Here is a 23,679-nt window from a genome sequence, read left to right as displayed (position 1 = left end):
CCTAGCGGGCCGTGGCGTGGAGCAGTTCGCGTGCGACGCTGCCCAGCGGGATAATCTTGTCATGGGCGCCGCGCGCGATCGCTTCCTTGGGCATGCCGAACACGACCGAGGTCGCCTCGTCCTGCGCAAAGGTACGCGCACCCGCCTGCTTCATCTCCAGCAGGCCGCGCGCGCCATCGTCGCCCATGCCGGTCAGGATGATGCCGACCGCATTGGACCCGGCATTGCGCGCCGCCGAGCGGAACAGCACGTCGACCGAAGGGCGATGGCGCGAGACCAGCGGCCCCTCGCGCACCGACACGACATAGCGGGCGCCCTGCCGCTCCAGCATCGTGTGGCGCAGACCGCCTGGCGCGATCAGCACGCGGCCGCGCATGACCGTGTCGCCGTCCTCGGCCTCCTTGACGTCGACCTGGCACAGCCCGTCGAGCCGCTTGGCAAAGGCGCGGGTGAAACTCTCCGGCATATGCTGGACGATGACGATGCCCGGCGAATTGGCGGGCAGCGCCTCCAGCACTTCGCGCAGCGCCTCCGTCCCGCCGGTCGAGGCGCCGATGCACACCACCATCTCGGTCGTGCGGCTCATGGCACGGCCGGTCGGCGGCGGCAGGACGGCATCGGCGGTCAGCTTCTGCGCAGGGCTCAGCCTGGTCTGGGCACGCCGCGCGCCGAGCCGCGCCTTGGCCGCGCCCTTCACCGTCTCGCGGATCATCATATGCGCTTCGTTCAGGTGATCGGCGACGCCGACGCGCGGCTTGAGGATGACGTCGACCGCCCCGGCCTCCAGCGCCTGGAGCAGCGTTTCCGACCCCTCCTCGACCAGCGAGGAGCACATGACGACCGGCAACGGGCGCTGCGCCATCAGCTTGCGCAGGAAGGTGATGCCGTCCATGCGCGGCATTTCGACGTCCAGCGTGATGACGTCGGGCACCTCCTCCTGGATGTAGCGCGCCGCGGCGAAGGGATCGGCGGCCGCGGCGATCACCTGGATATCGGGATCGGCGGACAGGATCGCGGTCATCGCCTGGCGGACGCTGGCGCTGTCGTCGATCACCAGCACGCGGACTTTGCTCATCGCCGTCAGATCCGTTGGAACACGGTGTTGGACACCGTCTTCAGGGGAAGGTCGAAACCCGTGATCGACTCGGAATGGCCCAGGAACATCCAGCCGCCGGGGCGCAGGCATTCGGCCAGACGGCGCACGACCTTTTCCTGGGTCGGCTTGTCGAAATAGATCAGGACGTTGCGGCAGAAGATGATGTCCATCGGATCACCCACCGGATAGCGCTCGTCCATCAGGTTCATCTGGGCAAAGCCGATCGACGAGCGCAGCGCGGGCACGATGCGCATCTCGTCGCGCTTGGGATCGCTGGCGCTCATGACATAGCGTTTGCGCAAGGTCGTCGGCACCGGATCGAGCATCGCGGCCGGATAGATGCCCCGGCGCGCGGTGCGCAGCACCTCGCTGTCCAGATCGGTCGCCAGAATGCCGAAATCGGGGCCACCCCTGTCGGCGGCGTAGGCGTCGAGCAGCATCGCCAGCGTATAAGGCTCCGCGCCGGTCGAGCAGGCCGAACTCCACACCCGCACCCGGCGCTGCCCCTCGTCGCGGAGACGCGGCATCACCGTGCCCATCAGATAGTCGAAATGCTTGGGCTCGCGGAAGAAATCGGTCTTGTTGGTCGTGACCGCGTTCAACAGATGCTCGCGCTCGCCCTCCAGATGATCGGCCTGGAACACCCAGGCGCAATAATCCCCCAGGCTGCTCAACCCGGTCGCACGTACCCGGCGGCGCAGGCGGCCCTCGATCATCGTCATCTTGGCGGGCGGCAGGCGAATGCCGCACTCCTTGTACACATAAGCGGAGATGCGATCGAAATCGCGACGCTGCAGCGCGTCGGGTAATGCCGATGCCGCGCGGGCCAGACTGCTCAAAGGGACGGCTCCTGTCGGAAGCAAGAGATGGGGATCGGCCGCCGCGCCGGGCGGCCGAAAAGCAATGGGATCACGCCGCCATGCCGAAATCGGCCAGGGCGGCCTGGGCCCCATCCGCGCCGAACAGACGCGCCGGGTCGAGCAGCGCGACGAAGCCCGCCCCCCGCCGCAGGATCGCCTCGATCTGCTCGGACCGCCAGCGACCGCCCAGATCGGGCGCGCCCTCGACCGATTCCGCCGGGAAGGTCGAAACGTCGAGCACCCGGTCGACGACCATGCCCAGCGCCAGCGGCTTGCCCTCGCCGCCCGCCACATCGACGACCAGCACGCGGGTGGTCAGCGTCGGCTCGACCGGGCTCATGCCCAGCCGGACGCGCAGGTCGACCATCGGCACGGAGTCGCCGCGGACATCGGTCAGCCCCAGGAACCAGTCGGGCGCGTGCGGCACGCGGTAGGCGTTGCGGTGGTCCAGGATTTCGCGAACCGTGGCGACGGGCAGCGCGAACTCTTCGTCGCCCAGTCCGAAGACCACGACCTGGATGTCGGATGCGCCGCTCATGCCGCACGTCCGAACGCGGCGTCTTCGCCGTCCGGGCCGCCACTGCTCAGGTCCAGCGCGAAGCCGCGCACCCGCGCCTGCTGGTCGGCGACCGAGCCGCTGCGTGCCGGAGCCGCCTTGGGCTTGGCCTTGGTCGGGCGCGGTGGGGCGCGGTGCACCGAGCGGATCTGCGTCCCCTGTCCGTCGACCCGGAAATAGGCGATGCTTTCCTGAAGCTCCTCGGCCTGGCTGGCGAGTTCTTCGGAGGTCGACGAAATCTGCTCGGAGGCCGAGGCGTTCTGCTGCGTCACCTTGTCGAGCTGCTGGATCGCCTCGTTGATCTGGACCGCGCCGATATCCTGTTCGCGGCAGGCGGCGCTGATCTCGGCGACCAGTTCGGCGGTGCGGCGGATGTCGGGCACCAGCTTGGTCAGCATCTCGCCCGCCTGGGTCGCGGCACCGACGGTATCCGACGACATGCCGCTGATCTCGGCCGCCGCCGTCTGGCTACGCTCGGCAAGCTTGCGGACCTCCGCCGCCACGACCGCGAAGCCGCGACCATGTTCGCCCGCACGCGCCGCCTCGACCGCCGCATTCAGCGCCAGCAGGTCGGTCTGGCGCGCGATTTCCTGCACGATGCCGATCTTCTCCGCGATGGTGCGCATCGCGATCACCGCCTTCTGGACGGCGGCACCGCTCTGTTCGGCGTCCTGCGACGACTGGCGCGCGATCTTCTCGGTCTGGGTCGCATTGTCGGCATTCTGTTTGATGTTGGCGGCCATCTGTTCCATCGACGCCGAGGCTTCCTCGGCGGCGGCGGCCTGTTCGGTCGCGCCCTGGCTCACCTGTTCCGACGAAGACGACAGCTGCTGACTGCCCGCCGCGACATTCTGCGCCGCCTGGGTGGTCTGGCCGATCGTCTCGCGCAGGCGGGTCGTCATCCGGTTGACGGTGTCGACCAGGTCCTTGATCTCGTCATTGCTGGCAACATGCACCTCGTTGCTCAGGTCGCCATTGGCGACGGCAGACACGGCTTCGCCGATCTTGCGCAGCCCCTTGGACACCAGCAACGCGACCCACAGCGCGCCCCCGACCGCAATGAGCAGCGCCACGACCGCCGTGACCATCAGGGTCGTGCGGGCCGAGGCATAAAGGACTGCGGCATCGGCCTTGGCCTTGGTCATCTGCCCCTGCGTGATTTCGGTCAGCTTGTTCAGCGTGTCGGTCAGGCGCATCGCTGCGGCGCGGCCTTCGGTCATCGAAATGGCCGATGCCTCGACATTCTTGTTCTGCATGGCCAGACCACGTGCCCGATCGCTGATCGTCTTATAGGCGCGCCATTCCTCCAGCGCGCGGGTCCAGACCGGCCGTCCCTGTTCGGTCGCGATCTTGAGACCGCCGTTCAGGCTTTCCACAATCTTGGCGTCATATTGAACGAAGCTGCTGTCGAAGGTCCGCGTCTGCACGAGATCTTCCGTCAGCATCATGTTCTTTTCGGCGCGGATGGCGCGTCCGATATCGCCATCGGCGGTCAGCGACAGCTTGATGCGCTGGGCCGGGCCGTCGATGATGTCGCCGATCATCACGTTCAACGCGTTGACCTTGGAAACCCCTACTCCGACAACAATTGCCAGAAGCAACAAGACGATCGCAAATGTACCGGCCAGTTTGGCCTTGATCGTAATGCGCATATGCCCACCCCGTTATGAAACCCGACACTGGCGGATGCTATGAACTCACCCGCCGAAACTGAGCGGATCATAGGCAGAAATTGATGAATTATTGGTTCAGGACGATGATATCGGCGTCATGACCGTGGCGCTTGCGAAGCCCCCCGGCCCTCCGCAAGCGCCACGCGTCGATCATGCCGCGTGGCCGAACTCGGCATCTTCCCCGTCCGGCCCGCCCTCGCTCAGGTCGAGGGCGAAACCGCGCACCCGCGCCTGCTGGTGCCCGATCGAACCCGCCTGCACCGCCGCCTTGCGCGGCTTGGCGACCGGGCGGCGGGACGCAGGCGTGCGCACCGCCGGCCCGGCGTGTTCGGCCACCTGGAAGAAGGCGATGCTGTGCTGAAGCTCCTCGGCCTGGCTGGCAAGCTGGCCCGAGGTAGAGGAAATCTGGTCGGAGGCGGAGGCGTTCTGCTGCGTCACCTTGTCCAGCTGTTGGATCGCCTCGTTGATCTGCGCCGCGCCGATATCCTGTTCGCGGCACGCCGCGCTGATCTCGGCGACCAGTTCGGCGGTGCGGCGGATATCGGGTACCAGCTTGGTCAGCATCTCGCCCGCCTGGGTCGCGGCCGACACGGTGTCGGACGACATGCCGCTGATCTCGGCGGCGGCCGACTGGCTGCGCTCGGCGAGCTTGCGGACCTCCGCCGCCACGACCGCGAAGCCGCGGCCATGTTCGCCCGCGCGGGCCGCCTCGACGGCGGCGTTCAACGCCAGCAGGTCGGTCTGGCGCGCGATTTCCTGCACGATGCCGATCTTCTCCGCGATGGTGCGCATCGCGATCACCGCCTTCTGCACGGCGGCACCGCTCTGTTCGGCGTCCTGCGACGACTGGCGTGCGATCTTCTCGGTCTGGGTCGCGTTGTCGGCATTCTGTTTGATGTTGGCCGCCATCTGTTCCATCGACGCCGAGGCCTCCTCGGCGGCCGCGGCCTGTTCGGTCGCGCCTTCCGACACCTGTTGGGACGAGGACGACAGCTGCTGGCTGCCGCTGGCGACCTGATCGGCCGCCCCGGCGACGTTGCTCGCGAAATGGGCGAGGTTGTCGACCAGATTGTTGATCGCATCCTTCATCCGGCGGTGATCGCCGTCGCAATCGATCTCCACGCGTTCGAGCAGCGAGCCGGTGCTGACCAGGTTCAGCACGCGGTTGCCCTCGCCGATCGGCAGCAGGATCGCGTCGAGCATCCCGTTGATCCCGCTGACCAGCCCGGCAAAGTCACCGGGGAAGCGGGTCGCATCGCCACGCTCGCTCAGCCTGCCTGCGGTCGAGGCCGCGATCAGGCGCTGGATCTCGCCGATGATCGCCTGGAAATTGGCGCGCAGAAGCTCGATCGTATCGTTGATGAACGCCTTCTTGCCGGGCAGCTGCTGCATCGGCGCGTTGAAATTGCCTTCGCCGAACTGCTTGATGCAGGCCATCGCCATCTTCTTGGCGGCGATATGGTTGGCGACCATCTCGTTCAGGCCGCGGGCCATGACGCCAAAATCGCCCTGGAACTTCTCGACCGGCACGAACACGTCGATGTCGCCGCGATCATGTTCGGCCGACATGGTGTTCATCTCGGCGATCAGGCCCTTCAGATTGCCGCGAAGCTGCTCGATCGTGTCGTTGATAAAGGCCTTCTTGCCCGGCAGTCGTGCCAGCGGCGCCTCGAAATCGCCCTGCGCCAGCGCGGCCACACAGGCCATCGCCTGTTTCTTCACCGCGATATGGCTGGCGACCAGTTCGTTGACGGTCCGCGCCGCAAGGGCCAGCTCGCCGGAAAACTCCTCCACGGGCAGCACCGCGTCGATGTCGCCACGCTCATGCTCGGCCGCGACATGCGCCAGCCGCCGGTTGAAGGTGTCCGCAGGCATGGCGGCGGTTTCGAGCAGTTCGTTGACCGCGACGAGCATCTCGCGCGCCTTGCCCGTCGCACCCGACAGGTCGGCCCGCTCGCCGACCCGCCCCTGGGCGAAGGCGCGCTGCAGACGGCCGATCTCCGTCGTGGCGACGTCGACATGCGAGGTGTCTTTCAACGAAGCATGGAAACGCATGATAGTCCTCTTTCCTATTCTATGCTGAGAGCCAGAATCAGGCGGCCACCGCCGCCGCACGGGTGACGTCGAGGTCCGCCGCGCCGAACAGACGCGCCGGGTCGAGCAGCGCGACGAAGCCCGCCCCCCGCCGCAGGATCGCCTCGATCTGCTCGGACCGCCAGCGACCGCCCAGATCGGGCGCGCCCTCGACCGATTCCGCCGCGAAGGTCGAAACGTCGAGCACCCGGTCGACGACCATGCCCAGCGCCAGCGGCTTGCCCTCGCCGCCCGCCACATCGACGACCAGCACACGGGTGGTCAGCGTGGGCTCGACCGGGCTCATGCCCAGCCGGACGCGCAGGTCGACCATCGGCACGGAGTCGCCGCGGACATCGGTCAGCCCCAGGAACCAGTCGGGGGCGTGCGGCACGCGGTAGGCGTTGCGGTGGTCCAGGATTTCGCGGACCGTGGTGACAGGCAGCGCGAACTCTTCGTCGCCCAGTCCGAAGACCACGACCTGGATGTCGGATGCGGCGCTCATGCCGCACGTCCGAACGCGGCGTCTTCGCCGTCCGGGCCGCCACTGCTCAGGTCGAGCGCGAAACCATGCGCGCGGGCCTGCTGCTCGGCGACCGAACCGGCGCGGCGTGCCAGCTGCTTCGATCTGGCTTGGGCCGGACGGCTGGCCGTATGCCGGATAGCGGCACGTCCGACACCATCGATCTGGAAATAGGCGATGCTTTCCTGAAGCTCCGTCGCCTGGCTGGCCAGTTCTTCGGACGTGGACGAAATCTGCTCGGAGGCGGTCGCGTTCTGCTGCGTCACCTTGTCGAGCTGCTGGATCGCCTCGTTGATCTGGACCGCGCCGATATCCTGTTCGCGACATGCCGCGCTGATCTCGGCCACCAGTTCGGCGGTGCGGCGGATATCGGGGACCAGCTTGGTCAGCATCTCGCCCGCCTGGGTCGCGGCCGACACGGTGTCGGACGACATGCCGCTGATCTCGGCGGCGGCCGACTGGCTGCGCTCGGCGAGCTTGCGGACCTCCGCCGCCACCACCGCGAAGCCACGACCATGTTCCCCGGCCCGCGCCGCCTCGACGGCGGCGTTGAGGGCCAGCAAATCGGTCTGGCGCGCGATTTCCTGCACGATGCCGATCTTCTCGGCGATGGTGCGCATCGCGATCACCGCCTTCTGGACGGCGGCACCGCTCTGTTCGGCGTCCTGCGACGACTGACGCGCGATCTTCTCGGTCTGGGTCGCGTTGTCGGCATTCTGTTTGATGTTGGCCGCCATCTGCTCCATCGCGGCCGAGGCTTCTTCGGCGGCGGCGGCCTGTTCGGTGGCGCCCTGGCTCACCTGTTCCGACGAGGAGGACAGTTCGTGGCTGCCGCTGGCCACATTATGCGCCGCCTGGGTCGCGTCGCCCACGACGCCGCGCAGGCGATCGACCATCGACACCAGCGCCCGGCCCAGCTTGTCCTTGTCCGACAGCGCCTGGGGCTGGACGTTCAGATTGCCGCCCGCAATCTCCTCGGCGATCTTCGCCATGCCCTCGAAGCTGGTGCGCAGGGCGTCCAGATTGGCGGACAGCTGATCGGTCAGGCCGCCGAAGCGCTGATTCATGCCGATGCCGGTATCGCCCTTCGACACGGCGGTCAGCACGGTCGAAATCTGGTCGAACGCGCCCTCGACCGCGCCGACACTGCCCTGCATCCGCCCGATCTCGTCGCGGCGGTCGGTCGCCAGCGGCTCGGCCAGACGCGCCAACGCCTGGGTCAGTCGGGCGATGGGCCGTGCGATCGTGCGGGTCATCAGCACGCCGATGCCGATCGCGGCCAGCACACTGGCCGCCATGCCGATCCAGATGGCGAGCGTGATGGACGAGAAGGACTGACGCTGCGCCGCCTGCCGCTGCGCCAGCAGCCCCTTCTCGGTCGCGATCATCTCGTCCACCCGCTGGCGCAGCTGGTCCATGGCCTGCTTGCCCACACCGCTGCTCTCCAGCGCACGCCCGGCCTCGCGGGTTTCAGGATGCGCCATCAGGCGGATGGCCTTTTCGGCCACGTCATTATGCCAGCTTTCGGCCAGCCGCTTGATCTCGTCCAGGCGACCCTGCTGCACCGGATTGTCGCTGGTCAGGCTGCGGACTTCGCCCCACGCATGAGCGAAATCGGTCCATCCCTTGTGATAGGGTGCCAGGAACTGGTCGTTCCCCGACACGAGATAACCGCGATAGCCGGCTTCCTGATTGACCATGCTGGAGACGATGCCGTCGGCGGTGGCGATGACCTGATAGGTATGTTCGTTGATTTCGGTCGTCGCTCTCACCTGTCCGGCGTTGGACAGGATGACGCCATCGACCCCCACGGTGATGGCGATGATCGCGCCAAGACATAAGGTGAGCTTTTTCGGCATCGAGAGGTGGTTGAAGGAACCCAGCATGTTCTTGTCCTAAAGGGTTGACCAGCGCGTCGTGCGGTTCGCCTGCCTGGGGCCTGCGTAGCGGCGGGATGTTCGCGAATATCCCGGCTGTCAGGGGGCGGAGCACCGCCCGCCCCCGATCGTCTTGGCTCAGGCGGCACGCCCGAATTCGGCGTCCTCGCCGTCCGGACCACCATTGGTCAGGTCGAGCGCGAAGCCGCGCACCCGCGCCTGCTGATCGGCAACCGAGCCCGCGCGAGGCGCTTGGCCCGACTTGCCGGACTTGGCCGCCGGACGGGCGAGCGGCTTGCGGACCGCCGCCTTGACGCGGCTGCGATTGCCACCGGCATCGACCCGGAAATAGGCGATGCTTTCCTGAAGCTCCTCGGCCTGGCTGGCGAGTTCCTCGGAGGTCGACGATATCTGCTCGGAGGCCGAGGCGTTCTGCTGCGTCACCTTGTCGAGCTGCTGGATCGCCTCGTTGATCTGGACCGCACCGATATCCTGTTCACGGCACGCCGCGCTGATCTCGGCGACCAGTTCGGCGGTACGACGGATGTCGGGCACCAGCTTGATGAGCATCTCGCCCGCCTGGGTCGCAGCACCGACGGTATCCGACGACATGCCGCTGATCTCGGCCGCCGCCGACTGACTGCGCTCGGCGAGCTTGCGGACTTCTGCCGCCACCACCGCGAAGCCGCGACCATGTTCCCCGGCCCGCGCCGCCTCGACCGCCGCGTTCAACGCCAGCAGGTCGGTCTGGCGCGCGATTTCCTGCACGATGCCGATCTTCTCGGCGATGGTGCGCATCGCGATCACCGCCTTCTGCACGGCGGCACCGCTCTGTTCGGCGTCCTGCGACGACTGGCGTGCGATCTTTTCGGTCTGGGTCGCATTGTCGGCATTCTGTTTGATGTTGGCGGCCATCTGTTCCATCGACGCCGAGGCTTCCTCGGCGGCGGCGGCCTGTTCGGTCGCGCCCTGGCTGACCTGCTCCGACGAGGACGACAGCTGCTGGCTGCCCGCCGCGACATTCTGCGCCGCCTGGGTCGCATCGCCCACGACGCCGCGCAGACGCTCGACCATCGACACCAGGGCATGGCCCAGCACGTCCTTGTCCGACAGCGGCTGGTGATTGACGGTCAGGTCGCCGCTCGCGATCGTGTCGGCGAGCTGCGCACTTTCGCGCAGGTTGGCGGTCATGCGGTTGACCGTGTCGACCAGGTCCTTGATCTCGTCATTCGAGGTGACGGCCACGTCCTGCGACAGATCGCCGATCGCCACCGCGTCGATCGCCGCCGACACCTTGTTCAGACCCTGCGAGACGAGACGCGAAATCCACAGCGCACCGCCGATAGCGACCAGCAGCGCCGCCGCCGCCGTGGCGAACAGGACATTGCGGGCCACGGCATATTGGGCGCTGGTGTCGGCATCGGCCTGTTTCATGCCGTCCTTGGCGATGGATACGATCTGATCGATCTGGCTGCTGATCTGGCCTGCTACTTCGCGCGACTTGGTGACCGAAATCTGTCCGGCCTCGCCATTCCTGTTGGCCAGCGCCAGAGTGCGAATCTGGTCGTTGATCGGTACATACTGGTCGAAGAGCGTCTGGATCTGCGTCCAGCGCGGCTTGCCCTCGGCCGTGGAAATGGCAAGGCCCGCCGCGATGAGATCGCGAGTTTCGTTACGCGATTTCAAAACCTCGGCATCGAACTTCTGGGTGAGCCCGACATCTTCGGTCAGCGCCATATTCTTTTCGAAACGCAGCGTCTTGTTCATCCGCTCGTTGACGCTCAGCGCGATTTCGAGCCGCTTGGACGGACCGGCGATGACATCGGTGATCGCCGTGTTCAGCGCACTCATCTTCATCACGCCGACGCCGACGACCGCCAGCAGAAGACAGACGATCAGCGCGAATGTCGCGCCCAGCTTCATTTTTATGGTGGCTCGCATGATCAGGATCCCCCCCGTAAATTGTTAATGGTGGTGTGAAGCGCCGACACGCTGTCGGACGCCCGGTGAATGGTCGTACAGGCCGGACAAGGGTCCGGCGGGAATGTCAGGAATACTGCCCATTACGCGGGCGTCGGCGGTGGTCCCGCCAGATGCGATAAGGTCGCTCCCGGGGCGGGAAATTGTCCGCCGGGGGCTGCACCGGGGATATCCGTGATGGATACCCGACCCGGTGCAGTGCGGTCCGATCCGTTTGCAGAGGCGTCGATACGGCATGGTATCGCGCGACGATGGCCTCAAAGGCACCCGACGCTCTCTGCGTCAGTAATTAGTGAATGGTGGTTTCGGCGTCGGTGGTCAGGCGGGCGAACAGCGCCGTCAGGTCCGGCAACACCACGAGGTCGCCCTCGCGCCGCACCAGGCAGCGGACATGGTCGCGCGGCCAGCGCATGCCGATGACCGGCACCTCCTCGGCATCCCCCGCGTGCAGCACGGTGACCTCGTTGACCCGGTCGGCGGTCAGGCCGATCAGGAAGGGGTCGCCGTTCACGTCCAGCTCGATCACGATGATCCGGCTGTCGGCGGTGTTGGCGTGCGCCTCCATCCCGAACGAGCCGCGCAGATCGGCCAGCGGCACGATGCGGCCGCGAAAGTTGATGACCGAGGCGGCGAGCGGATCGGCACCCGGCACCATCGTCACCGGCATCATGTCCAGGATTTCGCGGACGATGCCCGCCTCCAGCGCGAAGGTCTCGCCGCCCAGGCCGAAGGTCAGGACCTCCAGGCCGTTCTCGGGCGTCCAATGGGGTACTTTGTGATAGGGCATGGGCTTATCCAGCGGCCAGACGCCGCTCCTCCCTGGGCTGGCTCATCGCGATGAGCTGGGCGATGTCGAGGATCAGGGCGACCGAACCGTCGCCCAGGATGGTCGCGCCGGCAAAGGCCGCGACGTTGCGGTGCAGGGGCGACATGGCCTTGATGACCGTCTGGTGGTTGCCGACGATCTGGTCGACGACCAGGCCGACGCGCTCCGACCCCGTGCCGACGACGACGATCTTCTGATAGGTGTCGGGCTTGGTACCCGTGTCGAACAGGTCGCGCAGCCGCAGGAAGGGCACCAGGCGTTCGCGCAGCGTGATGATGCTGCGCCCGCGCGAACGCAGATCCTCCTCCAGCGACAACTCCAGGCATTCCTCGACCGCCGCGAGCGGGATGACATAGCGTCCCTCACCCACGCGAACGAGCAACCCTTCGATGATCGCCAGGGTCAGCGGGATGCGCAGCGTGATGGTCGAGCCCTGGCCGGACACGCTCTTCACGTCGATCGAGCCGCGCAGGCTTTCGATCGTGCGCTTCACCACATCCATGCCGACACCCCGGCCCGACAGGTTCGTGACCTGCGCCGCCGTGGAGAAGCCGGGGTGGAAGATCAGGCCCAGCAGCTCGTCCTCGCTGACCGCCTGGCCCGGCTGGATCAGGCCATTGGCCTCCGCCTTGGCGCGAACGCGCTCGACATCGATGCCGCGCCCGTCATCGGTGATGGTGATCAGGACTTCACCGCCCGCCTGATGCGCGCTCAGCCGGATGACACCGTTCGCCGACTTGCCCGCCGCGAGACGGTCCTCGGCCTTTTCCAGGCCATGGTCGCAGCTGTTGCGGATGATATGGACCAGCGGATCGAACAGCCGCTCGATCACGGTCTTGTCGACCTCGGTCGTCTCGCCTTCGGTGACCAGCTCGATCGCCTTGCCGGTTTCGTTGGCCAGATCGTGGATCAGGCGGCGGAACCGGCCGAACAGCGTCGACACCGGCACCATGCGCAGGATCATCATCGTGTCGCGCATCTCGCCCGCCAGACGCTCGATCTCTTCCGAGACCGACCGCAGGCTGAGGTCCTGGCCATGCGCCGCCAGCTGCGACAGACGGCTCTGCGCGATCACGAGTTCGCCGACCCGGTCCATCAGTTCGTCGAGGCGCTCGGCGGGCACGCGGACATGCTCGCCCTGCGCCCGGTTGGCCGATGCACCGCGCGGCGTCGTATCGTTGGCGGCCACCGGGGCATCGACGGCAACCTGCGTCGTCTCTGGAGCCGCCATGTCCGCTTCGTCGGCCTGCTCGACCGCCAGCGGGATGATGGTGATGTCCATATCGTCCATGACGAACAGGAACACGTCCTCGATCGCCTCGCGCGAGATGTCGCCGACCAGCGTACAGTCCCAGCCGACGAAGCAATGACCGGGGTTGAGGTCGTCCAGCGCAGGCAGCGTGTCGAAGGTCGCCACGATGGTCGCCTCGCCCAGTTCGCGCAGTTCGTCGAGCAGCGCCAGCGGGCTGGTGCCATTGGCCATCGCGTCGGGCGGCAGGCGGAAGGACAGGGTCCAGCCCTGCTTGCGCGGTGCCGCAGCGGCCACGGGGGCCGAGATACCGGCGGCCGCGTCGACCGCCGCCGCCAGCCGGTCCAGAATCGCCTGGCCATGGGCGGCGGGCGCGTCGCCATCGACCAGCGCGCGCATATGGTCCGCCGCCGACAGGATCACCGAGACCAGCTCCGGCGTCGCCCGGACATCGCCCTTGCGCACACGGTCGAACGCGCTTTCGCAGTGATGGGTAAAGGCCGCGAGCGCATCGAAGCCAAACATCGCGCCCGAGCCCTTCAGCGTGTGAAGGCCCCGGAACACGGCGTTGACGAGGTTCATGTCGTCCAGCCGGTGCCCCAGGTCGAGCAGGCCCTGTTCGACCTGCTCCAGAAGCTCGCCCGCCTCGATCCGGAAGGCGGCTGTCGGATCCTCGGCGCTCATCGCGCCAGGACCTTCTGGGCGACGCGGATCAGCTGTTCGGGCTGGAAGGGCTTCACCAGCCAGCCGGTCGCGCCCGCCGCCTTGGCCTGCGCCTTCATCGAGTCATCGGACTCGGTGGTCAGGAAGATGATCGGCACGCCCGCCTGGGCGGGCTGCTGGCGCAAGGCACGGATCATTTCCAGACCGTCCATATTGGGCATGTTGAGATCGGTAACGATCAGGTCGAACCGGGTCTCGGTCGCCTTGGCCAGCCCCTCGGCGCCATCGGCGGCTTCCGTCACCGTATAGCCCGCGCCGGTCAGGGCGATGCGGATCGCCATACGCAGGCTCGCGCTGTCGTCGACGGTCAGGATGGAAGCGGTCATTGGGTGGTATCTCCGTGAAGCCAGAATTGGGTGTCGTCGACCGAGGCGGGCAGGAAGGCCGCGCGGACCAGCAGGGCGTGCAGGGTCGCGTCGGCGGGCGCCGACAGCGCGAAATCGCACCCCGCCGCCGCCGCGCTGACCCGCGCCGCCTGGACAAGCTGGATGACGCTGAGGTCCGGTGACGCGACGCCGGACAGGTCCAGCCGGACGGCCGCATCGGGCGCGATCGCGGTCTTCAAATCTTCGGCCAAAGCGCCGATGGTCGGGAGGCACACGTCCTCGTTTGCCACCACCATGGTGATCGACATGATCGTTCCTTCAGGTCAAAGGTTCGGGCACACAGGATCACCCCGCGGCCCCGTCAATATTTCACGAAATACCCGTCAAAGCTGACCAAGCCGTCAACGTCCGGTGTCCGGATGGAATGGAATGGCCGGGCCAGAACCTCTTGGTACCAGCCCGTGCTTTCCGCGCCCGATCATCTCTTATGCCCCCAAGTTCATCCCTGGAGATAAGGCACAATGGTAAAATCCGACTTAAATGCTCAAGACATATGACGAAAATGGCGAATGGCCGACCAAGGCCCGCTTCGCACGCCTTACGTTCGGCATATGCTTGAAATGATTGAGGGCAACCGGTTCCGGGGCGGGCGGTACATCTGCACCACCCGACACCCGCGACCAACATAGATCAGGTAACGATCGGACTGCCCGATCCGGGCGTCACGCCATGACGGCAGGAGCCCGAATCGGCTATTGGCCGAACACCATACCCGCGTCGTCGCTGCTCAGGTCGATGCCGAACATCAGGCTCAACCGCATCCGATAGACGCGAGGGTCGGTGATTGTTGCGGCGGTTTCGTCCTCCCCGACCCGGCGGCGATAATGCCGGTCGGTCAGCGCCGCGAAGCCGCGCGGCAGGACGATGCTGACGATCGTCGCCTGACGAAAACGGCTCTGCGGCGCGGTCGAGGTCCAGTGATTGGCCATCGCCAGATCGGCATCCCACACATGGTCGGTGGTAAAGCTGTACTGGGGCTGCCACCCTTCGCCGGTCGCGCGGCCATCGGTTAGACCGGGATGGCCGTTGCGCAGCAGCATCCAGCCATGCTGCGGATCGCGGTCGAGCCGGAACAGCGCGCCGTCGGGTGCGGTCGCCTCCGCCCCTTCGACCAACGGCATGGGCGGCAGATAGCTGCCCCCGAAGCCGGCATCGGCGATCCAGTCCTGCCCGTCGATATGGACGAGGCTGAGCGTGTGGGTGGTCGGCGGCACGTCGGTCGCCGCAAGCCAGACCCGTGCGAGCAGCGGCCGCGCATGGAAGCCATGCGCCGCCAGTGCATCGAGGAACAGGCGGTTCTGCTCGAAACAATAGCCGCCGCGCTTGGCCGTCACCAGCTTAGCAAAGACGCCCGCGCTGTCGATGGCGATGGCGCGCCCCAGTCGGACATCGATATTCTCGAACGGGATCGCCTGGCGATGCGCCCATTGCAGCCGCCCCAGCCCTTCGGCATCGACGGTCACGCGCGAGGGCAGAGCGATACGGGCGAGATAGGAATCGAGATCGAACATGCGTGCGTCCTTTAAGGGCCCCGGCCTCTTCTGTCACCGCGTGCGCAAGGATATAGGCGGGGGCGATCATGACCTTTCCCCCTCAAGACCCGACCCTGCCCTTCGGCCCCGAAGCGATCCGCGCCGCCGCGGCGGTGATCCTGGATGGCGGCATCGTCGCCGTACCGACCGAGACGGTGTATGGGCTGGCCGCCGATGCGACGGCATCCGAGGCGGTGGCGCGCATCTATGCGGCGAAGGGGCGTCCGTCGTTCAATCCGCTGATCGTGCACGTCCCCGATCTGACGGCGGCGCTCGCCCTGGCGGACTTCGACGACGATGCGCTGGCGCTGGCGCATGCCTTCTGGCCGGGACCGCTGACGCTGGTGCGACCGCTAAAGGCCGGGGCGGGGATCGCCTCGCTGGTGACGGCGGGACTGGATACGGTCGCGATCCGCGTGCCGCGCCACCGCGCGATGCAGGCCCTGCTGGCCGAAACCGGCCGCCCGCTCGCCGCCCCCTCCGCCAATGCCAGCGGCGGGATCAGCCCGACCCGCAGCCCCCATGTCCGGGCCAGCCTGGGGCCGGGGGTGCCTATCCTCGACGACGGCGCGACCGAGGCGGGGCTGGAATCGACCATCGTCTTCGGCCGCACCATCCTGCGCCCCGGCCCGGTGACGGCGGCGATGCTGGCGGACGTGCTGGGCGAGGTTGAGCAAGGCCCGAAGGCCCCCGCCATCGTCACCGCACCGGGCCAGCTCGCCAGCCATTATGCACCGCGCAAAGCTCTGCGCCTGAATGTCACCGAAGCGGCGGCAGACGAATGGCTGATCGGTTTCGGGGCTGTGCGCGGGCAGGACAATCTGTCGGAGAGTGGCGATCCGGTCGAGGCGGCGGCCCGCCTGTTCGATGCGCTCCACCGCGCCGATGCCAGCGATCGCGCAAGGCTGGCGGTGGCGCCGATCCCGGACGGAGGGATTGGCGAAGCGATCAACGACCGTTTGCGGCGGGCGGCGACGCGGTAGGGTCCAGGGCCTGCATTTCGACCTCGCCCGGTACAAACGAGTTGGGCAATACCCCCCTTCCGTTCAGCCTAAGCGAAGGCAGGGGCAGAGCGAGCAGTGCCCGCCCCGCCCCAGTCCCTTACGCCGTCACCGCCTTCGACCGCGCGGCAAAGCTCTTGCGCAGCTTCTGCAGCTTGGGCGGGATCACCGCCATGCAATAGGGGTTCGACCTCCCCGAGGTTTCCCAATAATCCTGATGATAATCCTCCGCCGGATACCACTGCGCCATCGGCTCGATCGTGGTCACGACCGGCTTGTCCAGCCCGGCTTGGGCGCGTTCGACAGCGGCCTTCATCGCGGCTTCCTGCGCCTCGTCCGCCGGGAACATCGCCGAGCGATATTGCGTGCCGACGTCGTTGCCCTGACGATTGAGCTGCGTCGGATCGTGCGTCGCGAAATAGATGTCGAGCAGGTCGTCCAGCGCCAGCTGCTCCGGATCGAAACCGATGCGGATCGCCTCGGCATGGCCGGTGTCGCCGCCGCACACCTGCTTGTAGGTCGGGTTGGGCACGGTGCCCCCGATATAGCCGCTTTCGACCGATTCGACCCCGATCACGTCCTTGAACACCGCCTCGGTGCACCAGAAACAGCCCCCGGCCAGCGTCACATATTCGGTCACTCGGAATCTCCTTGTCGTCTTGTATGCTTAGATAGGAAGCGGCTAGGCCACGGCAATCCAGCGACTTGAGGCAAATGTGATGGCGACGATCGACGGCAAGGTGATGGTGACGGGCGGGGCTGGCTATATCGGCAGCCATGCCGTGCTGGCGCTGCTGGATGCGGGCTATGAGGTCGTCGTGCTCGACAATCTCGTCACCGGCTTCGACTGGGCGGTCGATCCCCGCGCGTCGCTGGTCGTGGCGAACGTCGCCGACGACGACGCGGTCCGTGCCGCGATCCGCGAGCACAAGGTTCGCGCGATCATGCACTTCGCCGGATCGATCATCGTGCCCGAGTCGGTCACCGACCCGCTCAAATATTATCGCAACAACACCGCCGCCAGCCGCTCGCTGATGGAAAGCGCGGTGGCCGAAGGCGTCGCCCACTTCATCTTCTCCTCGACCGCCGCCACCTATGGCACGCCCGAGCGGGTGCCGATCAAGGAGAGCGATCCCAGGGCGCCGATCAACCCGTACGGCATGTCCAAGCTGATGACCGAGATCATGCTGAAGGACGTCGCCGCCGCGCATCCGATCAACTATTGCGCGCTGCGCTACTTCAACGTCGCGGGTGCCGATCCGCAGGGCCGTTCGGGCCAGTCGACGGTGGGCGCGACGCACCTCATCAAGATCGCGGTCGAGGCGGCGATCGGCAAGCGCGACGCCGTCGGCGTCTATGGCACCGACTTCGCGACCCGCGACGGCACCGGCGTGCGCGACTATATCCACGTCTCCGACCTCGCCGCCGCGCATGTCGCCGCGCTGGAGCTGCTGGTCGAACGGCCGGGCGAGAGCCACACGCTCAACTGCGGCTATGGCCGTGGCTTCTCGGTGCTGGAGGTGCTGGATGCGGTCGACCGCGTGACCAACCTGACGATCGAGCGCCGGATGGAAGGCCGCCGCGCGGGCGACCCCGCCGAGTTGGTCGCCGACAATGGCGAAATCCTGGCCACCCTGTCCTGGCGGCCCGAGCGCGACGATCTGGAGGGCATCGTGCGCGACGCGCTGGCCTGGGAGCGCAAGCTGGCCGAAATGGGCCGCTGATCCGGTGCGGCTGCGCTCGCTCCTCTTCGTGCCGGGCGACCGGCCCCAGCGGATGGCCAAGGCTTTGGGGATGGGCGCGGATGCGCTGATCCTCGACCTGGAGGATGCGGTCGCCCCCGATGCCAAACCGCGGGCGCGCGAAGCGGTGGCGCGGTTCCTGGACCAGCCGCGTCAGGCGGACGTGCAGTTGTTCGTCCGCATCAACCCGGTCGATGGCCCGCTGGCGGCGGACGATCTGGCCGCGATCCTGCCCGCCCGGCCCGACGGCATCGTCCTGCCCAAGGCCGAGGGGCTGGTCAGCCTGCATGCGCTGGCGGCACGCGGGGTGGCGCATATCCCGATCCTGCCGATCGCGACCGAGACGCCGATGGCGCTGTTCCGGCTGCACGAATATGCCGGATCGCCGCTGCCGCTCACCGGGCTGACCTGGGGCGCGGAGGATCTGCCCGCCGCGATCGGCGCCGTCACTTCGCGCGAGGCGGATGGCGGCTATACCGCCCCCTATGAGCTTGCCCGGTCGCTGACCCTGTTCGGTGCGCATGCGGCGGGCGCAGCGGCGATCGAAACGGTCTATCCCGATTTCGCCGATCTGGAGGGGCTGGCCGCCTATGCCGCGCGCGGGCGGCGCGACGGCTTTACCGGCATGATGGCCATCCATCCCAAGCAGGTGCCGGTCATCAACGCCGCCTTCACCCCCTCTCCCGAGGAACTGGCACGCGCGCAAGCGATCGTCGATCTGTTTGCGGCGAATCCGGAGGCCGGGGTGCTCCAGCTGAACGGCAAGATGCTCGACGCGCCGCACCTGAAGGCGGCGCAGGCGTTACTGGCGCTCGGCCGTCCATGACCGGCGGGCGGCCGCCGTCGCCCACCACCAGCCCAGTGCCCAGAGCGTGCCGAAGCACCAGCCCGCCGCCACGTCGGACGGCCAGTGCACGCCCAGATAGACACGACTGGCCCCGATCGCCCCGACCAGCAGCACCGCGACCCCGACGATGGCATGGCGCACCCGGCGATGATCGGTCAGCTGCGTCGCGAGGGCCGCCAGCGTCATATAGACCATCGCACTGCCCGCCGCATGGCCGCTGGGGAAACTGGCATTGTGGACATCGACCCAGTGCGGCACCAGGTCCGGCCGCGGGCGCGCGACCATCAGTTTTACCCAGGTCACGACCGCCCCGCCGGTGATCCCCGACAGCGCCGTCATCAGCGCCAGCAGCCACCAGCCGCGCGCCAGCAGCAGGACCGCCGCGCCCGCCACGATCAGGACCAGCACCGGCACGCTGCCCAGCGCGGTGAAATCCACCGCCACCGTCCGCAACCCCTGCGACGATGCATGGGTGCGCAAGCCGGTCAGGATCGCCCGATCCCAGTCGAAGGGCCAGTGATCGACCGCCAGTCCGAAGAGCAGCAACAGCGCAAGCGCCACCGCCACCGCCGCCACCCCGCGCAATGCCATCGGCATGGCCGACAGGCGCGATGGCGCGGCGAGCGGCGAATCACGCGATTCGTCGCACGACGAATTGCTGCCCGAAAAATGGGTCTGGTCGATCATCGGAATGGCCTCGTCATGCCCGGCTTTTGTGGCGAATACCTCGTAAGGGCAAGCCAATCAGGCTTTCAGGCGGTAGCCGGAAGTTTTTTTGTCGGGCTCAAGCCATTGATCGACCGGCAGCTCTTTCAGAACCGGCCTTATCGATCAGCGTCATTCGAAAAACGGGTTTGTCTGTTAACCGGTTCTGTTTCATGAATGAGACACGCCGACGACAATGATTGGCGGGAGAGGACTGCACCACCATGGAAGAACATGTGATTTCGCCGATCGATCGCCTGATGATCCTGACCATCGGTGCGGTATCGAGCTGGCTGGCCGTCGGCGGCGTCGCCCTTGGCGCGTCCAAGCTGATCAAGCATTTTTTCTAAGACGGGTTGGCGCAATCCCCGGCGCGTTTGGCGGCTGGGGGTTGCCTTCGGGAAACGGCGCATGGCTCAGGCTTGAACGGGATCGGATCAATCCCGGTCGGGAGCCCGCCCCTTCCGATAGACGTGCCGCGCCATACCGATCGCGCGCCATCGCAGCAGATCGTCGACCCCGGCATAGCCGAGCCCCAGATGCGGCGGCCGCGACGCCAGTACATTGCCCAGCGTGACTTTGCCGCCCCGCAGCGCCGCCCGCGCCAATTGCCGCCAGCGTCGCGCGGTTTCCCAGCGGATCAGCGTCAGGCTCTGCGCATCGGGCGCGAACCGCTCGACGAACGCGCCCTGAAGCTGCGCGATCGCCTCCCCCAAATGGCGGAGCGTCGCGCCGTCGGGGATCGGCACGCCCCCCATATTATGCTGGACCAAAAGGCGCGCGACCGCGTCGGCGTCGTCGCCGAGCAACGGCTTATGCGCCTCGGCCAGCACGCGCGTCGCGCTGGCGCGCATCATCGTCGTGAACCGCTTCGACGCACCGCCCTCATGCTGGCGATAGATCAGCAGCGGCTCGTCCAGCCGCGCGATGCGCCCGAATGCAGCGATGCGGTGATACAGGTCGAAATCCTCGGCATAGAGGATTTCGGGCCGGGTGAACGGATCGAGCCGCCGTGCGACATCGGCGCGGACCATCACCGTCGACCATGCCAGCGGATTCTCGATCCAGCTGAGCCAGGCGATCAGCGCGGGCGTGGTGTGCGGCGCATAGTCCATGGGCAGCACGCGTCGCCCGACCAGTTGCTCGGTCTGGGTGCCGACCAGCACGATATCGGGGTGCGCCTCCAGAAAGGCGACCTGCCGCGCCAGCCGTTCCGGACGACACAGATCGTCCTGATCCAACCCCGCCAGATAGCGCCCCCGCGCCTCGGCAAATCCCCGGTTGCGCGTCGTCACCGGACCGCCATTGACCGCATTCTCGATCAGGCGAACGCGCGGATCGGGCCAGTTCCGCACCAGCTCGCGGGTGCCGTCCGACGAACAATCGTCGACGACCAACGCCTCCCAGGCGGTCAGCGTCTGTTCGCCCAGGCTCGCCAGCGTCTCACCGATCAGCGCCGCGCCGTTATAGGCGGGGATGACGACGCTGACGACAGGATCGGCGATAGGATCGCTCATGCCGCCGCGCTGCTCCGTGCCGCCGCATCGTTCCCCAGCAGCTGGTCGACGATCATCTGGCCGACATCATTCTGCCAAAGCCACAAGCCATTGGCCTGCCCCCGGAAACTCTTCTCCCCGCCCAGCGCGCCCCAGGGCACGAAACCGGCAGAGAGGCCGATGCCAAAGACGCCCGGCACCGGTCGATCCTGATCGTCGAGGACTCGGCAATGGCGGTCGACCATCGGCCGCCCCGCACGGTGCGCCAGCGCGATCGGCTGGCCGTTCACGTCGAACAGCGGCAGCGAGCGCGGGCGATAGCCGAGCGCCCCGATTACCAGATCGGCCTCGGCGATGATCCGCCGCGCCTCGGCATCGTCATCGCCCGCGATTCGGTGGAGGCGCAGGCGCGGGTCGGGCGTCCGTCCGCCCAAGCCCAGCATCCGCATCACCAGCTCGCGCGACTCCAGCCGGAGCCCGGCGAGGCGCAGCACGAACCCGCTGACCGGGCAAATATCGTCCGGGGTGAAGTCGGTGAAGCCTTCCGCCGCCGCCGCCTCGACCGATGGAAAGAAGGGCTTGGGCGGAGTGCGCACCATCAGCGTGATCGCGCCCGCCCCCCAGGGCAGGTCGTGGCATTTGAGCAGCTGCACGGCCGAGGCCAGCGCGCTGGTCGAGGCCCCGACGATCACGACGCGCGGCGCACGCCGGTCGGCCAGCCGTTCTGCCACCGCCTCCACCCCGCCACGCCGCAACACCAGGTCGGAGCGCATCAGCCGGTCACCCGCCAGCTCGCCCAGGCTGGCGCCCGCAACCCTCTTGTCCGCGACATGCGCGTCGGTCTGGTAGCCGCCGGTCGCCACGACCAGATGGCGCGAGGTCAGCACGCGCTGCCCTTCACGCCCGACGATGGTGGTCCGCCAGAGCCCGTCCGCCGTGGCCTGGGCGCTCAACGCCTCGGTATCAGTGCGGATTTCGCCGCCATGCGCCGTCACGATACCGCGCAGCCGCTGCGCGGTCGCCGCCAGCAATGGCGCGGTTTCGGCCAGCGGCGCGCCCAGCGCCCCGCAATGCCGCGCCATCATCTGCCCCGCCGGATGCGTCTCCAGCGCCGCCAATTCGGGATAAGGGTTGCCGCGCACCGCCGACAGGAAGGTTTCCGCCGTGGTGTCCGAACGGATCGCATAACCGCCCAGCGCGCCGGGCCCGACATGGGGCGACCGCTCGACCAGGACGAGCCCGTCTGCGGCCAGCCGCTCCAGCAGCCCCTTCTTGCTCGCAGCGGTCAGCACCGCGGTGCCCGCCGGTCCGCCGCCGATCATCACGCAGCCCAGCGCGGCGTCACCGCGCGCCTGTCCTGCCCCTGCCGACCCGGTATCGGCCGCGACGCGCGCGATCGCGCTCATCAGCCGCCCGGCCACGATCGTCGCATCACCGGGCCGCATCGCATCGGTGATCGGCAGGCTCAGCATCCGCGCCGAGACGTCATCCGCCACCGGCGTCGCCTCGACCAGCGCGGTGTCGCGGAACAACGTCTGCTCACCCAGATGTGGGCTGAAATACTGCCCCGTCCCGACCCCGTCCGCCGCCAGAACTTCGGCGATGGCCGCCCGGCGCGGTGCCAGTTCGGGGGGAAGCAGCACCGGCATGAACTGCGTCGCCTGCCGCCGGGCCGTCCCATGCTGGCATGTCAGCCCGGGCAGCGCCGCGCGATATTCGCGGTCCAGCGCGGCGCGGGCATCGCAGATCGTATCGAGTTCGGCCAGCTTGGTCCGCGCCATCAGGCCCAGTATCTCGGACATCTTGGCGTTGATGCCGGGCAGAGTCGCGTTGCGTCCGCGCTCAAACCCGAAATTCACCATCGCGCGCAGCTGGTCGATCCGGTCGACATCGGCGCTATAGACCAGCCCGCCCTCCCCGACCGAAAAGGTCTTGGTCGCGTGCATCGAATAGACCAGCGCGAAGGGCGCGCCCGTGCCGAAGCCCCGCCCCGCCTCGTCCAGCGTGCCGAGCGAGGCCGCCGCATCGATGACGACCCCGACCTCGTACCGCCGCGCCAGCCAGGCATAGCGATCCAGGTCGATGAGCGTGCCGAAGGTCGCATAGGGCACGATGACGCCGATCCGGCCGCCATGCTGCGCCAGCATCCGCTCTTCCTCGGCCGCGTCGGCAGTCCAGTCCCGCGGGTCGATATCGACGATCAAGGGAGTCAGCCCGGCCCAGATCGCCGCCTGCGCCGTCGCGGCAAAGGTCATGGCGGGCATCATGGCAAGCGTGCCCGGCCGGGGATGCAGCCCCGCCGCCTGCCGGATGGCGATCATCAGCCCCAGCGTCGCATTGCCGACCGCCAGCGCCGCACCGCGCCCGTCGAACAGCCGCGCCACCATCTCGGCTTCCAGCGCGCGAACCTCGGGGCCGTTATTGCTGAACTGGCCGGATGCCTCGATCCGCTTCAGGCCTTCCATCTGTTCGGACAGCCGGGGCGGTCGTGGCGCGATGAGCGGGAATTCCATCTGCCTCTCCCCCTGAAAATG

20 protein-coding genes are annotated in these 23,679 nt (G+C 67.5%); 3 read left to right on the top strand and 17 right to left on the bottom strand.

Features of this window, described 5'->3' with window-relative positions; all coding sequences use genetic code 11:
- Position 1 precedes the first annotated feature (1 nt).
- The 13 genes from NS355_RS05555 to NS355_RS05495 form a co-directional block, all read right to left on the bottom strand.
- The gene (locus tag NS355_RS05555) at positions 2-1,075 is read right to left on the bottom strand and encodes a protein-glutamate methylesterase/protein-glutamine glutaminase (RefSeq protein ID WP_042490563.1); all 1,074 of its coding nucleotides are present in this window, start codon (positions 1,073-1,075) and stop codon (positions 2-4) included.
- Positions 1,076-1,080: 5 nt separating this feature from the next.
- Entirely contained in the window at positions 1,081-1,935 is an 855-nt protein-coding gene (locus tag NS355_RS05550) for a CheR family methyltransferase (RefSeq protein ID WP_244489568.1), read from the bottom strand.
- A gap of 70 nt (positions 1,936-2,005) precedes the next feature.
- A complete protein-coding gene (locus NS355_RS05545; RefSeq protein ID WP_058744788.1) occupies positions 2,006-2,494 on the bottom strand; it encodes a chemotaxis protein CheW in 489 nt (162 codons plus the stop codon).
- Complete coding sequence (locus NS355_RS05540) at positions 2,491-4,164, bottom strand: methyl-accepting chemotaxis protein (RefSeq protein WP_058744787.1); 1,674 nt, start codon at positions 4,162-4,164, stop codon at positions 2,491-2,493. The genes NS355_RS05545 and NS355_RS05540 overlap by 4 nt, the downstream gene beginning before the upstream one ends.
- 171 nt (positions 4,165-4,335) lie before the next feature.
- Positions 4,336-6,240 (bottom strand): methyl-accepting chemotaxis protein, encoded by a 1,905-nt coding sequence (locus tag NS355_RS05535; RefSeq protein WP_058744786.1) that lies wholly within the window; start codon positions 6,238-6,240, stop codon positions 4,336-4,338.
- Positions 6,241-6,277: 37 nt separating this feature from the next.
- A complete protein-coding gene (locus tag NS355_RS05530) occupies positions 6,278-6,763 on the bottom strand; it encodes a chemotaxis protein CheW (RefSeq protein ID WP_058744785.1) in 486 nt (161 codons plus the stop codon).
- The gene (locus NS355_RS18140) at positions 6,760-8,667 is read right to left on the bottom strand and encodes a CHASE3 domain-containing protein (protein WP_084787564.1); all 1,908 of its coding nucleotides are present in this window, start codon (positions 8,665-8,667) and stop codon (positions 6,760-6,762) included. The genes NS355_RS05530 and NS355_RS18140 overlap by 4 nt, the downstream gene beginning before the upstream one ends.
- 129 nt (positions 8,668-8,796) lie before the next feature.
- Positions 8,797-10,599, bottom strand: coding sequence for a methyl-accepting chemotaxis protein (locus NS355_RS05520; RefSeq protein WP_058744784.1), 1,803 nt, complete (start codon positions 10,597-10,599; stop codon positions 8,797-8,799).
- 328 nt (positions 10,600-10,927) lie between these two features.
- Positions 10,928-11,425, bottom strand: a complete 498-nt coding sequence (locus NS355_RS05515; RefSeq protein ID WP_058744783.1) for a chemotaxis protein CheW — start codon at positions 11,423-11,425, stop codon at positions 10,928-10,930.
- A 4-nt stretch (positions 11,426-11,429) separates the two neighbouring features.
- On the bottom strand, positions 11,430-13,397 hold the full coding sequence (locus NS355_RS05510) for a chemotaxis protein CheA (RefSeq protein ID WP_058744782.1): 1,968 nt from the start codon (positions 13,395-13,397) through the stop codon (positions 11,430-11,432).
- Positions 13,394-13,762, bottom strand: coding sequence for a response regulator (locus NS355_RS05505; RefSeq protein WP_058744781.1), 369 nt, complete (start codon positions 13,760-13,762; stop codon positions 13,394-13,396). Before NS355_RS05505 ends, NS355_RS05510 begins: the two co-directional genes overlap by 4 nt.
- Positions 13,759-14,070 (bottom strand): STAS domain-containing protein, encoded by a 312-nt coding sequence (locus NS355_RS05500; protein WP_058744780.1) that lies wholly within the window; start codon positions 14,068-14,070, stop codon positions 13,759-13,761. The genes NS355_RS05505 and NS355_RS05500 overlap by 4 nt, the downstream gene beginning before the upstream one ends.
- Positions 14,071-14,514: 444 nt before the next feature.
- The gene (locus NS355_RS05495; RefSeq protein WP_058744779.1) at positions 14,515-15,333 is read right to left on the bottom strand and encodes an arylamine N-acetyltransferase family protein; all 819 of its coding nucleotides are present in this window, start codon (positions 15,331-15,333) and stop codon (positions 14,515-14,517) included.
- A gap of 68 nt (positions 15,334-15,401) precedes the next feature.
- On the opposite strand from NS355_RS05495, the gene NS355_RS05490 reads away from it, so the two are divergent.
- On the top strand, positions 15,402-16,337 hold the full coding sequence (locus NS355_RS05490) for an L-threonylcarbamoyladenylate synthase (protein WP_058744778.1): 936 nt from the start codon (positions 15,402-15,404) through the stop codon (positions 16,335-16,337).
- A gap of 118 nt (positions 16,338-16,455) precedes the next feature.
- Here NS355_RS05490 and msrA read toward each other — a convergent pair whose 3' ends face one another.
- Positions 16,456-16,995 carry a peptide-methionine (S)-S-oxide reductase MsrA gene (msrA, locus tag NS355_RS05485; protein ID WP_058744777.1) on the bottom strand — a complete coding sequence of 180 codons (540 nt, stop codon included), beginning with the start codon at positions 16,993-16,995 and terminating at the stop codon, positions 16,456-16,458.
- Between the two features lie 79 nt (positions 16,996-17,074).
- Between msrA and galE the strand changes: the two genes are divergently transcribed.
- Both galE and NS355_RS05475 read left to right on the top strand, forming a co-directional pair.
- Complete coding sequence (galE, locus tag NS355_RS05480) at positions 17,075-18,079, top strand: UDP-glucose 4-epimerase GalE (RefSeq protein ID WP_058744776.1); 1,005 nt, start codon at positions 17,075-17,077, stop codon at positions 18,077-18,079.
- Between the two features lie 4 nt (positions 18,080-18,083).
- Entirely contained in the window at positions 18,084-18,923 is an 840-nt protein-coding gene (locus NS355_RS05475) for an HpcH/HpaI aldolase/citrate lyase family protein (RefSeq protein ID WP_058744775.1), read from the top strand.
- Here the strand turns inward: NS355_RS05475 and NS355_RS05470 are convergent.
- The 3 genes from NS355_RS05470 to NS355_RS05460 form a co-directional block, all read right to left on the bottom strand.
- Positions 18,900-19,631 (bottom strand): phosphatase PAP2 family protein, encoded by a 732-nt coding sequence (locus NS355_RS05470; RefSeq protein ID WP_244489567.1) that lies wholly within the window; start codon positions 19,629-19,631, stop codon positions 18,900-18,902. The genes NS355_RS05475 and NS355_RS05470 overlap by 24 nt on opposite strands.
- A gap of 455 nt (positions 19,632-20,086) precedes the next feature.
- Positions 20,087-21,166, bottom strand: coding sequence for a glycosyltransferase family 2 protein (locus NS355_RS05465; RefSeq protein WP_084787563.1), 1,080 nt, complete (start codon positions 21,164-21,166; stop codon positions 20,087-20,089).
- A complete protein-coding gene (locus NS355_RS05460; protein ID WP_058744774.1) occupies positions 21,163-23,658 on the bottom strand; it encodes a DegT/DnrJ/EryC1/StrS family aminotransferase in 2,496 nt (831 codons plus the stop codon). The genes NS355_RS05465 and NS355_RS05460 overlap by 4 nt, the downstream gene beginning before the upstream one ends.
- Between the last annotated feature and the right edge of the window lie 21 nt (positions 23,659-23,679).

It is taken from the genome of Sphingomonas yabuuchiae, from assembly GCF_001477495.1.
Classification (GTDB): Bacteria; Pseudomonadota; Alphaproteobacteria; order Sphingomonadales; family Sphingomonadaceae; genus Sphingomonas; species Sphingomonas yabuuchiae_A.
The sequence above is the reverse complement of the archived record's forward strand: the minus strand, read 5'-3'. Positions and strand labels throughout refer to the sequence as shown.